The sequence below is a fragment of the Actinomadura sp. 7K534 genome, from assembly GCF_004348575.1.
Lineage (GTDB): Bacteria > Actinomycetota > Actinomycetes > Streptosporangiales > Streptosporangiaceae > Spirillospora > Spirillospora livida.
The window spans coordinates 1-14,329 of sequence record NZ_SMKB01000186.1 but is presented as its reverse complement, the minus strand read 5'-3'; the positions used below and the strand labels follow the sequence as shown (position 1 = coordinate 14,329).

Genomic DNA, 14,329 nt, shown 5'->3' with positions numbered 1-14,329 from the left:
GCCCCACACCCCGGGCCCCGAGGCGCACCGCCGACCGGACCCCACCCAGAGCCACCGCTCCCGGACGAGGTTGAGATGAACGGAACCGTCCGCGTGCAACGCGCGGTTAAAGTCTTGGTGAACATCCCGCCAGGCACGAGCCGGATCGATGAGGGGGAACGTCGTGGGAGCTGACCAGACGGCCGACCCGCAGGGAGGGCAGCTGCTGTCCCTGGTCCGGCGCTACACGGTGGCTTTGGTCGCGCTCGGCGTCCTCGGCGCGGGCGCCGGCATCGGGCTGGAGATCGCCGTGCCGCCCCCCTACCAGGCGACGGCGACCGTGCTGGTCAGCCCGCTGGAGGGCAACCCGTACTCCCCCGAGGGACGCGGCGACGACCTGGTGAACCTGCAGACGGAGGCGCAGCTCGTCGGCACCGACGGGGTCGCGAAGATCGTCCAGAAGAAGCTGGGGCGCGAGCCCGAGGGCGACGTGGAGGTCTCCGTCCCGCCCAACACGCAGGTGCTCAACCTCGCCTACACCGCCTCCAGCTCGGCGGAGGCGCGGGCGGGCGCGCAGGCGTTCGCCGACGCCTACCTGGAGTACCGCTCGCAGCGCGCCCAGGGCGTGGTGAACAACCAGCTCGCCAAGCTGGAGGCGCAGGCCAGCAAGGTCGAGCGGCTGCTGACGCAGACCAACCGGGAACTGGCGCTGTCCAGCGGCTCCAAGCGCGCCACCCTCCAGCAGCGCGTCACCGCCTACACCAACCAGCTCGGCGTGATCGACGAGCAGTCCAACGACATCGCCAGCACCCCGATCGACCCCGGCCAGGTCATCACGCCCGCGGACGCGCCGGCGGGGCCCGGCGTCATCCGCAAGGCGCTGTACGGCGCGGGCGGCCTGTTCCTCGGGCTGCTCGCCGGATTCGTGATCATCCTGCTGCGGGAGCGGCTGAACCAGCGGCTGCGCAACGCCGAGGCCGTCGAGGGCCTCGGCGTGCGGGCGCTGTCGACCATCCCGCCCGGCGGCCCGCCCGGCGACTCCCTCGCGCTGGTCAGCGCGCCCAAGAGCCCGGTCGGCGAGGCGTACCGGCGGCTGCGCGCCGCGGTCGTGGCGACCGCGCCGCAGACCCCGGTCGCGCTGCTGGTCGCCAGCGCCACCCCCGGCGGCAGCGCCCGGCTGGCCAGCGCCAACCTCGCGGTCTCGCTCGCCTTCGCCGGCGCCAAGACCATCATGATCGACGCGACCACCGAGGACGCCGACATGACCGGGCTGTTCGGCGCGCGGCCCGGCAAGGGGCTGTCCGACACGCTGCTGTCCGGCACCGACCCGGCGACCCTGCTGATCCACACCGACTCGCAGCTGCGGCTGCTGCCGCGCGGCCCCCGCGCCCTGGAGGCCGCGCACCGGTTCAGCGGCCCGCGCATGCGCGAGACCGTGAAGGTGCTGCGCCGCCGCAGCGAGTACCTCGTCGTCAACGCCGCGAGCCTGCACGACGCCGACGCGCAGGCGCTGTGCACGTTCATGGACGCGGTCATCCTCGTGGTCAACCAGGGCGTGACGACCCGGGAGGAGCTGCGCCAGGCGTACGTGGAGGCCGAACGCGCCGGGGTCACCGTGCTCGGCGCGCTGCTGGAGCCGCCGGAGCCGCGCGGGGGAAGGCAGGCGCGGCCGGCCCCGTCCCGCCAGGCCCGGCCGCCGCGGGACGCCGCCGAGACGCGCGCGCCCGACCCGCGCGGCAGCGGCGAGAACCGCACCGGCGGTGACGCCCACCTCGGGTGGGCCGACGACCAGCCCGGGGCCGAGGACCCCCGGCGGCCCGACCCGGCCGACGACGGCGGGTACTGGCCGAACGCGCGGCACGACGAGGACGAGCGGTCCGCCGCCGACCCGGCGTCCCTCGTCACCCAGGCGCTGCCGCAGATCAAGCAGCCGCCGCGGTCCGCGGAGACGCGGACGGGCGCGTCCCGGCCGCCCCGGCCCGGCTCGCGGCGCGCCGCGCCGCCGGCCGGTTCGGCGCGGCGGCCCACGCCGCCGTCGCTGGAGCCGCCCTCGGGGCCGGGCAAGCCCGTCGCGCCGAAGCCCATCGCGCCGGCGGACGTCCCGCAGACCTCCCCGTCGGGGGCGACCGGTTCGGCGCGGAGCCGCGCCCGCAGGGCCCGGCCGTCGGAGCCCGACCCCTCCGACCCTGCCGCGCCGGGCGATCCGGCGATCCACGACGAGCAGGCCGAGACCGACGCCGCGCTGGAGTCGGCCTCGACGCGCACGCAGGAGGACATCTCGAAGTACATGCCGCCGGAGATCCCGGACGAGCCCGCGGGCGGCGCGCCCGGCAAGTCCGGCGGATCCGGCGCCTCCGGTGTGTCGGGTGCGTCCGGCGAGTCGGCGGACGTGGTGCCGCGCTACGGCAAGAACGCGCACAAGGCCGGGCGGCATGCCGGACCCTGAACCCGGCGCCGGCCCCAATCTGAACAAACTCGCCAGGGGCGGCGCGCTCAACCTGGTGGGCGCCGCCGTCGCGGGCGTGCAGGGCCTCGCGCTGGTCTTCCTCGTCGCGCACCTGTACTCGCAGCGCATCGCCGGCGTGTTCTTCGCCGCGACGTCGCTGTTCATCATCCTGCAGGCCGTCTCGTGGCTCGGCACGGACGCCGGGCTGCTGCGCTGGGTGCCCCGGCACCTGGCGCTCGGCGACCGCGCCGCCGCGCTGCGGACGGTGCCGGTGGCGCTGGTCCCAGTGCTCGCGACGGCGGCGGCCGCCGGGCTCGTCCTGGCGGCCACGGCACCGTGGACGGCCGGCCAGTTCGGCGGCGGCGACCCCGGCGAGGCCGCCGCGATGGTGCGGGTGCTGGCGCTGTTCCTGCCGCTGGCCGCCGCGCACGACGTGCTGCTGGCGGCGACCCGCGGCTACGGCTCGATGCGGCCGACCGTCCTCGTCGACAAGATCCTGCGGCAGACCCTCCAGGTCGCCGGGGTGGTCGCGGCGGCGGTGCTGGCCGACGGCGCGGTCTGGCTGGCGCTGGCCTGGGCCGCGCCCTACCTGCCCTGCCTGCTGATCGCCGCGACGTGGTACCGGAAGATCAGCCGCGCGGGCGGCCCCGCCGAGGCGCCCGCGCCGACGGACCCGGCGGCGGACCCGGCGGCGGACCCGGCGGCGGACACGCGAACGGACGCGCCGGTGCCCGCCGGGTGGCGGCCGCTGGCGGGCGAGTTCTGGCGGTTCACCGCCCCCCGCGCGTTCGCGCAGGTCTGCCAGACGGCGTTCCAGCGCGCCGACATCGTGCTGGTCGCGGCGCTCAGCTCGCCCCGCGAGGCGGCGATCTACACCGCCGCGACCCGGTTCATCGTGATCAGCCAGCTCGTCACCCAGGCCGTGCAGAACGTCATGCAGCCCGCCGTCAGCAGGCTGCTGGCGCTCGCGGACCGGGCGGGCGCGCAGCGGATCTTCGCGGTGTGCGCGTCGTGGAACCTCGCCCTCGCCTGGCCGGTGCACCTGTCGATCGCCGTCGGCGCACCGGTCTACCTGGGCGCGTTCGGCCCCGGCTACGCGGGGTCGGGCGAGACCGTCACGGTGATCCTCGCGATGGCGATGCTGGTGGCGACCGCGACCGGCGCCCGCGACGTGATGCTGCTGATGGCGGGGCGCAGCGGGCTGAGCCTGGTCAACCAGAGCACCGCGCTCGCCGTCAACCTGGTGCTGAACGTGCTGCTCATCCCGCCGCTCGGCATCGCGGGGGCGGCGCTGGCGCGGGCGTGCGGGCTGCTCGTCCGGACGCTGCTGGCCCTCGTCCAGGTCCGCCGGATCCTCGGGATGACCCCGGCGAGCGCGGGCCTGCTCTGGGCCGGCGGCTCGGCCCTGCTGAGCTTCGGGGCGCTGCCGCTCGCGGTCCGGCTCGTGGCCGGTTCCAGCCCCCTCGCGCTCGCATGTGCCCTGGTCCCGGGCACGATCCTGTACTTTGCCCTAATGTGGGGCGGCCGGGAGCGGCTGTCCCTGACCGCCTTCGCCTCCCTGCTGCCGGGGAGGCGCGGCCGCGCCGCATCCTCCGGTCGGCACGGCCCGGCCGGTCCCGCCGCCGCGCCGGCCGCCGACACGACACCTGCCAGGAGCGCCCATGCCGGGAATTGACCAGGTCCGCCGCAAGTCCCGCGCGGTGCTGCGCAAGACCGGGATCGCGCCGAGCGGCCCCGTGTACGGGCGCCTGGTCGACGCCGGGCGCTCGCTGCCGATCCCGGCCGCCGCGCGCGTCGCGGTGTCCACCGCCGTGCTGCGCCGCCCGTGGAAGGTGCCCGTCCGGTTCGACCAGCTCCTCGTCGGGGCGCAGGGCGGCTGGACCGCCCGCGAGTTCGCCGACCGCACCGACGACCTGCTGTGGCCCTCCACGCCGTTCCTGGACGGCCCGCACGTCGCGCTGCTGCGGCTCGCCGACGAGGTGCCCGAGCTGAGCGACGAGCAGATCCTCGACAGCCCCTACGGGCGGCTCGGGCTGCGCTGCATCAAGGCCGGCGGGAACTACTTCGGCGGCACCGACGAGGCCGGCGTGCTCGCCGCGGCCCGCGCGTTCGTGGCCCGCTACCGCGGCGAGGAGGCGCCCGGCGCGGCGCCCCGCCCGCAGCAGAGCGGCCCGCAGGACCCGGTGCTCGTCGCCCCCGTCCGCGGCTCGGACCAGTACCAGATCCTCGACGGCCACCACCGGCTCGCGATCGCCGCGATGAGCGGGGCGGACGGCGCGAGCGTCGTCGCGAAGTGGCTGCCCGTCACCACCCCGCTGCAGGACCTCCTGCTCAAGATGAGCTGGCTCGACGGCACCCACGAGCTGTACCAGCCGATCGACGCGCCCGAGCTGCGGTCCGGCTGGACGACGGTCCGGCAGTGCACCGACCGGCTCGCCAAGATGGACGCGTTCCTCGCCGAGCGCGGCATCTCCGGCGGCCGCTACCTGGACGTCGCGAGCTGCTACGGCTGGTTCGTCGCCCAGCTGGGCGAGCGCGGCTTCGACGCGGAGGGCATCGAGCGCGACCCGCTCGCCGTCCCGCTCGGCCGCGCGGTCTACGGCCTGCCGGACGGCGCCATCGCCACCGGCGACTGCGTCGAGTTCCTCGGCGGCCACGACCCGGCCCGCTGGGACGTGGTGTCGTGCTTCAGCCTGCTGCACCACTTCGTCCTCGGCCGCGGCTCGGTGTCCGCCGAGGAGCTGATCCGGCTGCTGGACCGCGCGACCGGCCGGGTCCTGTTCTTCGACACCGGCCAGGACAACGAGGCGTGGTTCGCCGAGTCGCTGCGCGGCTGGGACCCGGCGCGCGTCGAGCGGTTCCTGCGCGAGAACACCGGCTTCGACGAGATCGTCGACCTGGGCCCCGACGACGACGCCCGGCCCCCGTACGAGGACAACTACGCCAGGCACCTGTTCGCCTGCGTCCGCTCGGCGTGACCCCCGCGCGCCGGGCGGCCGCCGCGATGCTGGCCGTCCCCGCGCTCCTGACGGCGGCGGCCTGCGGAGAGCCGGCGTCCCCCGCGCCGCGGCCGATCCCCGCGCCGCCCGCGGCGGGGTCCGCGATCGAGCGGACGGGCGCCGTGTGGACGAGCGGCCTCAACGCCAATGGGCAGCTCGGCCGTCCCGGCGCGCGGACCGACCCCGGGCTCGCACCGGTGACCGGCATCGGCGGCGAGGGCCGGCTCGACGGGGTGCACGCCGTCGCGGGCGGCGGGCGGCACTCGCTCGCGATCGTCGGCGCCGGCGGGGAGGTCGTCGCGTGGGGCGCCAACGACCACGGGCAGCTCGGCGACGGCACGACCCGCGACCGGAACGTTCCCGTCCCCGTCCGGGCGCCCGGCGGGGGGCGGCTGGGCGACGTCGTGGCGATCGCCGCGAACAACGACTTCTCCATGGCGCTGCGCCGCGACGGGACCGTGGTGACGTGGGGCAAGGGGTCTTCCGGGCAGCGCGGCATCGGCGAGCGCACCGCCCCGCGCCTCCCCACGACCGTGCGGGCACCGGACGGGAACGGCCCCCTCACCGGCATCACCGCGATCGCCGCCGACGGGCACACCGAGCTGGCGCTGCGCAGCGACGGGGAGGTGCTCGCGTGGGGCGCCAACGACTACGGCAACCTCGGCGACGGCACCCGCGAGGACCGTTCGCTGCCCGTCCCGGTGCGCGGCCTGGACGGCGAGGGGCACCTCACCGGCGTCGCCCGCATCGCGGTCGCCGGGCAGCACGGGCTGGCGCTGCTGCGGGACGGGCGGGTCGCCTCATGGGGCCACAACGACCTCGGGCAGCTCGGCGACGGGACGCGCCGGGACCGGCTCGTCCCCGCCCTGGTGAAGGGCGTGCGCGGTAAGGGCGACCTCGGCGGCGTCTCCGCGATCGCGGCGGCGGAGAAGCACAACTACGCGCTGCGCGAGGACGGCACCGTCGTCGCCTGGGGCAACAACACCGCCGGGCAGCTCGGCGACGGAACGGTCGAGCCGCGCACCGAGCCCGTCCCCGTCGTGGGCCGGAGCAAGGACGACAAGAGGCTGCGCCGCGCCGCGCAGGTGTTCGCGGGCGAGGCGTACGGCGCGGCGATCCTGGCCGACGGGACGACGCTCACGTGGGGCGCGGGCGGCAGCGGCCAGCTCGGCTCCGGGAAGCGGGCGCCCCGCAGCAGGCCCGGACCGGTGGCGGCCGCCGCCGGCACCGCCCCGGGCAAGGCCCTGTCGGCGGGGGTCGGCGAACGCCACCTCATCCTGCTGGTGAGCCCGCGGGACTCCGTGAGCTAGGAGCTAGGACTCTTTGGGCGGCTCGGGCTTGGTCTCCCCCGGCCCCGACGCCTCCGCGGGCGGCTGACCGGACGGCTGTGCGGGCGGCTCGGCACCTGGCGCGCCGGAGGCGGGGGCACCGGGCCCAGGAGTACCGGGAGCGGGCGTACCGGGAGCGGGCGTACCGGGAGCGGGGGCGCCGGGCGTGGCGGGCGTCAGGGAGCGGCGCCGCCACAGCAGGAAGCCGCCGGCACCGGCCGCGGCCACGGCCACCAGGCCGCCGCCGAGCAGGAACGGCATCGCGGACCCGTCGTCCTTCGGCGCGGCCTCGGGGGCGCCCTCGGCGGGCGCGGTCGGCTGCGACTCGGCGAGGGTCTTCTCCTCCCGCTGCTGCACCTCCGCCGGCGGGGTCTCCGGGGCGGGCTTGCCGTTGTTGCCGGGCAGCCCGGCCTTCGGCGGCGCGTACTTCGACTCCGGCAGCGTCTGGACGAACCTGAGCAGCGCCACGTCCGGCTTGCCGTGGCCCGCCTTCACCGCCTTGCTGTAGACGGCCTTCACCTGCCCCTCGGGCAGCGTGTTCGAGGAGACCCGGAACTGGTCGCCGGCGAGCACCGCGTACGTGCCCTTGCGGTTCAGCATGCCCGGCAGCCGCTGCAGGATCTGCCCGGCGTCGTTCCCGGCCGGGACGACCGCGACGAACACCGGGACGGAGCGCCCCTGCGCCTGGCGGAGCAGCTCCTGCGCCCCGTCCGACTCATAGTACTTGGCCTTCGAGTCGACGTAGTAGCCGCTTTCGGTGATGCCCTCGGCGATCGCGTCGAGGTCGACCTCCGCGGACGCGGGGGTGGCGGTCAGCCCGATCGCGGGCGCCAGCGCCAGCGTCAGCACCCCGGACGCGACGATGCGGCGGGAAGAGATGTTCACGAGAGCGGCTCCTTCTAACACTCTGCGACGACCATTGACAGTACCGGCGTGACGTGGGGAAAGGTGGCCGAAGCCGGGAAACGGCACCGATGGGTCAGATGCCGCGGCCCCGGGTGTGCAGCGCGAGCAGGACGCGCTTGCCGGAGACGGCGCCCGACGCGACGGCGAGCGCGAACGGCACCCGCCGCTCGGCGGGGTTCGCGCGCAGCGCCCGCGCCGACCAGCGCAGCGCGTCCCGCCGCCGGCCCACGGTGGCGCACCCGAACGCGAGCTGCCCGTACACCCGTCCGGCGGCGCCCGGCACCTCGCCGATCTCCGGGTAGTGCTCCAGGAACCACTCCAGCGCCGCCACCTTCGTCTCCCACGCCTGCGCGTAGTAGGACGTGAGCCCCCACAGGACGCGGACGTACGGCTCGTCCACGTTGACGACGGGGTGGCGGCGGGCGGCGCGCAGCGCGAGGTCCCAGTCCTCGCCCTGGCTCCCGGGGATCGTCTCGTCCACCATGCCGATCTCGATGAGCGGCTCGCGGCGCGCCACGTAGGTGGACGAGTGGACGCTCATCATCCGGTCCCGGATGAGGGCGTCGTAGGTGACGCGGTCGGTCCCGGCGAGCCGGGGCAGCTCGCGGCCGTCGAAGTCGACGACGATCCCCGCGCTGCACAGCACCGCATCGGGCTCCCCCTCCAGCGCCTTCACCTGGGCGGCGAGCTTGCCGGGCAGCCACTGGTCGTCGTCGTCGCAGAAGGCGACGAGATCGGTGCCGAGCGCCAGGATCCCGGAGTTGCGGGCCCCCGCGAGGCCCGGCTCCCTGGTGTTGGCGATCACCTCGACGCGGTCCCCGGCGAGCGACATGTCCGGCTCGGCGCGGTCGAACACGACGACGGCGCGCAGCTCGCCTTCGTAGTCCTGCGCGAGGACCGACTCCAGCGCGCGGCGCAGCAGCTCCGGCCGGTTGCGGGTCGGGAGGACGACTCCCACGGATGGTGGCATCGGGGGCCTGCCTTGCTGGTCGGGAGGAGCTGGTCGGGAGGAGCTGGTCGGGAGGAACGGTGCGGGAGCCGGAGGTGGAGGTGGACCGTGCCGCGGGGCCGCGCGGGCCCCGCGGCGGCCGGTCAGCTCGCGCCGGTGATCATTCCGGCGGCGACGGTGTTATTGGTGGCCTCGTCGATGAGGATGAAGCCGCCGGTGTACCGGTTGCGGCCGTAGTCGTCGACGAAGAGCGGCTGCGTCACGCGCAGGGAGATGCGGCCGATCTCGTTGAGGCCGAGCTCCGTTGCCTGCTCGTCACGGTGGAGCGTGTTGACGTCCAGGCGGTAGTGCAGCTCCTTCACCAGCGCCTTCGCGGTGCGGGTGGTGTGCTTGACGATCAGCTTGGACCGCGCCGAGAGGGTGCGGTCGGGGGTCATCCAGCACACCATCGCGTCGAGGTCCTGCGCCACCTCGGGCCGGTTGTTCGGCCGCGCGATCATGTCGCCGCGGGAGATGTCGATGTCGTCGGCGAGCCGCAGCGTCACCGACATCGGCGCGAACGCCTGGTCGACCGGGCCGCGCGGCCCGTCGATGTGCGTGATCGTCGTGGTCAGCCCGGACGGCAGGTGGACCACCTCGTCGCCGGGCTTGAGGACGCCGCCCGCGACCTGCCCCGCGTAGCCGCGGTAGTCGTGCAGCTCGGGGTCCGTGGACGCGTGCGGGCGGATCACGTACTGCACCGGGAACCGCACGTCGATCAGGTTCCGGTCCGACGCGATGTGCACGTGCTCCAGGTGGTGCAGCAGCGACGTCCCTTCGTACCACGGCATGTTCACGCTGCGTTCCACGACGTTGTCGCCGTGCAGCGCGGAGATCGGCACGAAGGTCAGGTCGGTGACGTCGAGCTTGGACGCGAACGCGGTGAACTCGTCCACGATGCTCTCGTACACGTTCCGGTCGTAGTCGACGAGGTCCATCTTGTTGACCGCCACGACCAGGTGGGGCACCTGCAGCAGCGTCGCCAGGAACGCGTGCCGCCGCGACTGCTCCAGGATCCCCTTGCGGGCGTCCACCAGGATGATCGCCAGGTCGGCGGTGGACGCGCCCGTCACCATGTTGCGGGTGTACTGGATGTGCCCCGGGGTGTCGGCGATGATGAACTTGCGGCGCGGCGTCGCGAAGTAGCGGTAGGCGACATCGATCGTGATGCCCTGCTCCCGCTCGGCGCGCAGCCCGTCGGTCAGCAGCGCCAGGTTCGTGTACTCCTCGCCCCGGTCGACGCTGGTCTTCTCCACCGATTCCAGCTGGTCCTCGAAGATCGACTTCGAGTCGAACAGCAGCCGCCCGATCAGCGTCGACTTGCCGTCGTCGACGCTGCCGGCGGTCGCGAACCGCAGCAGGTCCATCGACTTGGCCGGCTCGTGGGCCCTCGCGGGCCGGTTCGTCTGCGCGGGCTCGTTGCCGGCCATCAGAAGTAGCCCTCCTTCTTGCGGTCCTCCATCGCGGCCTCGCTGGTGCGGTCATCGGCGCGGGTCTGCCCGCGCTCGGTGATCCGCGTGGCCGCGATCTCCTCGATCACCTCGTCGAGAGCCGTGGCGTTCGACTTCACCGCACCGGTGCAGGACGCGTCCCCCACCGTGCGGTACCGGACGGTCGCCTCGAACTCCGGCTCGTCGTCGCCGCGGTTCGCGAACCCGGTCTGCGCGTCGAGCAGCAGCCCGTCGCGCTCGAACACCCGCCGGGTGTGCGCGAAGTAGATCGGCGGGAGTTCCAGCTCCTCGCGGCGGACGTAGTCCCAGATGTCCAGCTCGGTCCAGTTCGAGAGCGGGAAGACCCGGACGTGCTCGCCCTGCGTGATCCGGGTGTTGTACAGGTTCCACAGCTCCGGGCGCTGGTTCTTCGGGTCCCACTGCCCGAACTCGTCGCGGAACGAGACGACCCGCTCCTTGGCGCGGGCCTTCTCCTCGTCGCGGCGCGCGCCGCCGAACGCGGCGTCGAACTGGTGCTCCTCGATCGCGTCCAGCAGCGTGGTCGTCTGCAGCCGGTTGCGGGACGCGCGGCGCCCCTTCTGCTCCACGACGCGGCCGCTGTCGATCGACTCCTGCACCGACGCCACCACCAGCCGGACGCCCAGCTCGGCGACCCGGCGGTCGCGGAACTCGATCACCTCGGGGAAGTTGTGGCCGGTGTCGACGTGCATCACCGGGAAGGGGATCGCCGCGGGCCAGAACGCCTTCTCGGCGAGGCGGAGCATCACCAGGCTGTCCTTGCCGCCCGAGAACAGCAGCACCGGCCGCTCGAACTCGGCCGCCACCTCCCGGAAGATCTGGATGGACTCCGCTTCGAGGACGTCTAGCTGCGACAGCAGATAATCAGAACGCTGCATGGTCTGTGGCTTCTCTCCACGCTTCTCTGGCAGATGCAACCGGTGGCACGAGGGCGCGCCTTGCCACCGGCTCGAACGCCGGCCCGCCCCGGCGAGGCGCCGCGGGCACCGGGCGGGTCACGGCAGGTCGCCGCTCACTTCCCGGATGCCGGCTAGGAGCGTCGACGCCGACGCGGGATGACACACCAGGATATCCGGCAGCCTGGGGTCCTCCCGGTTGTACTCCAGCGCCGCCCCGTCGACCCGGGACGCGTGCGCTCCGGCGGCCAGCGCGACCGCCGCCGGGGCCGCCGAGTCCCACTCGTACTGGCCGCCGGCGTGCACGTACGCGTCGACCTCGCCGAGCAGCACCGCGGAGATCTTCGCCCCCGCCGACCCGATCGGCACCAGCTCCACGTCGAGCTCCAGCTCCTCCGCGAGCCGGCGGACGAACTCCGGCGGCCGCGTGCGGCTGACGGCGATGCGCAGCTTGCCGGCGTCCGGCGCCGGGGCGTGCAGCGGCACCTCGCGCGGCAGCGTCCTGCGGGCCGTCTCCGAACCGGCCGTCACCGGGTCGGGCTCCCCCGGGTCGGTGCGGACGAGGGAGGCGCCGCCGGTCGCGTCCGTCCGGAGCGTCAGGCCCTGCGCCGGGAGCGCCACCGCGCCCGCGGCCAGCCGCCCCCCGCCGGACGGGTCCCGCCGCCACAGCGCCACGTGGACCGCCCAGTCGCGGCGGCCCTCCTCGGAGAACTCGCGGGTGCCGTCGAGCGGGTCGATGATCCACACCCGCTCGGCGGTGCGCCGCTCGGCGTCGGCGGTGTTGCGGGTCGGGGCGCGGTCGTCGCCGCGGGACCGCTTCCCCGCGGCCGACGAGCGGCCCTCCTCGGACAGCACGGCGTCGCCGGGACAGCGCTCGGCGAGGGCCGCCATGAGGTACTCGTGCGCCCGGAGGTCGCCCGTGTCCTTCAGGGCCCGCGCGTCGGCGAATCCCAGCTCGTCCCGCACGCCGAGCAGCAGCCGGCCCGCCGTGCCGGCGAGCTCCGCCGCCAGGGCGTGGTCGTCCGCCGCCCCCTCGCGGGCGCCATTGTCCGTCATCCCTTGATCACGTTCCCGACTCGAATGGTCTGTTCGATCCACTTTCTCATGCGGGTGCACGGGGCCCTCGGATCAGGTCCCGCCTCCCGGCCGGCACGCCCCGCTCAATAGGCGCCGGAACCGCGGAAGACCGCCGACCAGGTCTTCCACATGATCTGCAGGTCGAGCGCGAGCGTCCAGTTGTCGACGTACCGCAGGTCGAGCCGGACCGACTCCTCCCACGACAGGTCCGACCGGCCGCTCACCTGCCACAGGCCGGTCAGCCCCGGCTTCACCACCAGCCGCCGGTACACGTCGCCGCCGTACTGGGCGACCTCCTCCGGCAGCGGCGGGCGCGGGCCCACCAGCGACATCTCCCCCCGGAGCACGTTGATCAGCTGGGGCAGCTCGTCCAGCGAGTAGCGGCGCAGCCAGCGGCCCACCCGGGTGATCCGCGGGTCCTCCCGGATCTTGAAGAGCACCCCGTCGTTCTCGTTGCGCTCCAGCAGCTCGACCTTGCGCTGCTCCGCGTCCTGCACCATCGTGCGGAACTTCAGCACGGTGAACTCGCGGCCGCCGCGGCCCACCCGCGCCTGCCGGAACAGCACCGGCCCGGAGCTCGTCATCTTGATCAGGACGGCGACGACCAGCAGCAGCGGGCTCAGCAGCACCAGGCCGGCCAGCGCGGCGGTGCGGTCGAACAGGCCCTTGAACACCTTCCGTCCGCCGTCCAGCTCGGGGTGCTCCACGTGCAGCAGCGGCAGGCCCGACACGGGGCGGATCGAGATCCGCGGGCCGGTCACGTCCATCAGCGCGGGCGCGACGACGAGCTCCACGTCGTCCCGCTCGATCTGCCACGCCAGCCGGCGCAGCGCCACCCCGTCCATCTCCGGGCACGCCAGCACCGCGACGGAGTCGGCGCCGATCCGGTCCGCGACCGCTGCGGCCTGGGAGAAGTCGCCCATCACCGGCACGCCCTCCACCTCGGCGACCGCGTCGTCACCCGACGCCAGCGCCGGGGGCAGGCACACCGCGGCGATGTCCATCCCGTGGTAGCGCTTCTGCCGCAGCACCTTGATGAGGTCCGCGACGGACGTCCGGTGCCCCACCGCGACCACGCGGCGCATGCACTCGCCGTTCCAGCGCTTCTTGTGCAGCCACTTGCGGAGGCGGTACCGCGCCATGAGGTTGAGGAACGTCCCGAGCGGGAGCGCCATCACCACGTACCCGCGCGCCACCTCGGTCTTCGTCGCGTACGCCACGATCGCGACGGTGGCGGTGAGGATGAAACCGGCGCGCAGCACCCGGTGGAACTCCTCGTAGCCCACGCCGACGTAGCGCGGCTGGTAGGCCCGGCAGAGCATCAGCGTCGGCAGCCACACCACGGGGAGCACCACCGTCAGCGCCACGTACGGGGCGTTCAGCTCGGTCGGGACGCCCGGGAACCGGAGCACGAACGCGATCACCCCGGCCGCCAGCATGCTCAGGAAGTCCAGATAGCCCGCTTTGCGGCGGTAAGATCCGCTCCAGCTCTGCGACGACGAGCGCTTGGGCTCATGGCGAATCGATGACTCGGCCTGCACCTTGTCAACGACGGCCATACACCACTCACCAATCCCCTGTAACGCGCGCCCCATCAGCGCGATTCACACCGAAGACGGTTGAACGCCGCTTGAGGTTCACATACATCATGAACCTCGTCCGACCAGCATCCTACGTTCGCTTTACCGTGGTCAGGGCCCGAACCGCCGCACCGGGCCGACAAGCCCCGTGAACCCGGACGGACGCACATGAAAAGTCCAGTCAAGGACGCTTGATCATCGACGGGAATGCCGGATTCGGTGGCCGGATCCGGTCAACTCGCGTGGAAGACGTTCTGCGCCGCGGCGAGACCGTCCGCGAGCAACGCCTCCACCGCGTCCGCCGCACGCGCCACCTCTAGATCGAGGTCCTTCCGCTCCACCGCGGAGAAGTCCTTCAGCACGAACGCCGCCGGATCCATCCGCCCCGGCGGCCGGCCCACCCCGAACCGCACCCGCAGGTAATCCCGCGACCCCAGCGACTTCGTCACCGACCGCAGACCGTTGTGACCATTGTCACCGCCGCCCTGCTTCAACCGCACCGCACCGAACGGGATGTCCAGCTCGTCATGGACCACGACGAGCCGCTCCACCGGAACCTTGTAGAAATCGCACAGCGCCTTCACCGGCCCGCCCGACACGTTCATGAACGAACGCGGCTTCGCCAGCACCGCACGCGCCCCCGCCAGCCGCCCCTCCAGGA

The 14,329-nt window shown here is 74.0% G+C and carries 11 protein-coding genes; 4 read left to right on the top strand and 7 right to left on the bottom strand.

Features of this window, described 5'->3' with window-relative positions:
• Positions 1-163: 163 nt before the first annotated feature.
• The 4 genes from E1266_RS27805 to E1266_RS27790 are packed head-to-tail and all read left to right on the top strand — an operon-like array spanning position 164 to position 6,734.
• Positions 164-2,425, top strand: coding sequence for a hypothetical protein (locus E1266_RS27805; protein ID WP_132051982.1), 2,262 nt, complete (start codon positions 164-166; stop codon positions 2,423-2,425).
• On the top strand, positions 2,412-4,100 hold the full coding sequence (locus E1266_RS27800) for a polysaccharide biosynthesis C-terminal domain-containing protein (protein ID WP_132051980.1): 1,689 nt from the start codon (positions 2,412-2,414) through the stop codon (positions 4,098-4,100). The genes E1266_RS27805 and E1266_RS27800 overlap by 14 nt, the downstream gene beginning before the upstream one ends.
• Complete coding sequence (locus E1266_RS27795; RefSeq protein ID WP_132051978.1) at positions 4,087-5,403, top strand: ParB N-terminal domain-containing protein; 1,317 nt, start codon at positions 4,087-4,089, stop codon at positions 5,401-5,403. Before E1266_RS27800 ends, E1266_RS27795 begins: the two co-directional genes overlap by 14 nt.
• Entirely contained in the window at positions 5,400-6,734 is a 1,335-nt protein-coding gene (locus E1266_RS27790) for a chromosome condensation regulator RCC1 (RefSeq protein ID WP_243718953.1), read from the top strand. Before E1266_RS27795 ends, E1266_RS27790 begins: the two co-directional genes overlap by 4 nt.
• 3 nt (positions 6,735-6,737) lie before the next feature.
• On the opposite strand, the gene E1266_RS38975 is transcribed toward E1266_RS27790, so the two are convergent.
• From E1266_RS38975 to pth, 7 genes are all read right to left on the bottom strand, one after another.
• A complete protein-coding gene (locus tag E1266_RS38975; RefSeq protein ID WP_207945952.1) occupies positions 6,738-7,637 on the bottom strand; it encodes a hypothetical protein in 900 nt (299 codons plus the stop codon).
• Between the two features lie 94 nt (positions 7,638-7,731).
• Positions 7,732-8,628, bottom strand: coding sequence for a glycosyltransferase family A protein (locus E1266_RS27780; RefSeq protein WP_132051976.1), 897 nt, complete (start codon positions 8,626-8,628; stop codon positions 7,732-7,734).
• A 122-nt stretch (positions 8,629-8,750) separates the two neighbouring features.
• On the bottom strand, positions 8,751-10,013 hold the full coding sequence (locus tag E1266_RS27775; RefSeq protein ID WP_132051984.1) for a GTP-binding protein: 1,263 nt from the start codon (positions 10,011-10,013) through the stop codon (positions 8,751-8,753).
• Positions 10,014-10,075: 62 nt separating this feature from the next.
• Positions 10,076-10,993: a sulfate adenylyltransferase subunit CysD gene (cysD, locus tag E1266_RS27770; protein ID WP_132051974.1), complete on the bottom strand. Its 918-nt coding sequence runs from the start codon at positions 10,991-10,993 to the stop codon at positions 10,076-10,078.
• Positions 10,994-11,110: 117 nt separating this feature from the next.
• Positions 11,111-12,067, bottom strand: a complete 957-nt coding sequence (locus E1266_RS27765) for a 3'(2'),5'-bisphosphate nucleotidase CysQ (RefSeq protein ID WP_132051972.1) — start codon at positions 12,065-12,067, stop codon at positions 11,111-11,113.
• A 104-nt stretch (positions 12,068-12,171) separates the two neighbouring features.
• Positions 12,172-13,647: a sugar transferase gene (locus tag E1266_RS27760; protein ID WP_132051970.1), complete on the bottom strand. Its 1,476-nt coding sequence runs from the start codon at positions 13,645-13,647 to the stop codon at positions 12,172-12,174.
• A 254-nt stretch (positions 13,648-13,901) separates the two neighbouring features.
• Positions 13,902-14,329, bottom strand: a 428-nt coding sequence (pth, locus tag E1266_RS27755; RefSeq protein WP_132051968.1) for an aminoacyl-tRNA hydrolase, incomplete at its 5' end; no start/stop codon positions are given.

Bases quoted from the DNA above. Each gene is read 5' to 3' on its own strand.
- cysD (WP_132051974.1), bottom strand. From the start codon at position 10,993: ATGCAGCGTTCTGATTATCTGCTGTCGCAGCTAGACGTCCTCGAAGCG.
- E1266_RS27800 (WP_132051980.1), top strand. From the start codon at position 2,412: ATGCCGGACCCTGAACCCGGCGCCGGCCCCAATCTGAACAAACTCGCC.
- E1266_RS27795 (WP_132051978.1), top strand. From the start codon at position 4,087: ATGCCGGGAATTGACCAGGTCCGCCGCAAGTCCCGCGCGGTGCTGCGC.
- E1266_RS27765 (WP_132051972.1), bottom strand. From the start codon at position 12,067: ATGACGGACAATGGCGCCCGCGAGGGGGCGGCGGACGACCACGCCCTG.
- E1266_RS27775 (WP_132051984.1), bottom strand. From the start codon at position 10,013: ATGGACCTGCTGCGGTTCGCGACCGCCGGCAGCGTCGACGACGGCAAG.
- E1266_RS27780 (WP_132051976.1), bottom strand. From the start codon at position 8,628: ATGCCACCATCCGTGGGAGTCGTCCTCCCGACCCGCAACCGGCCGGAG.
- E1266_RS27760 (WP_132051970.1), bottom strand. From the start codon at position 13,647: ATGGCCGTCGTTGACAAGGTGCAGGCCGAGTCATCGATTCGCCATGAG.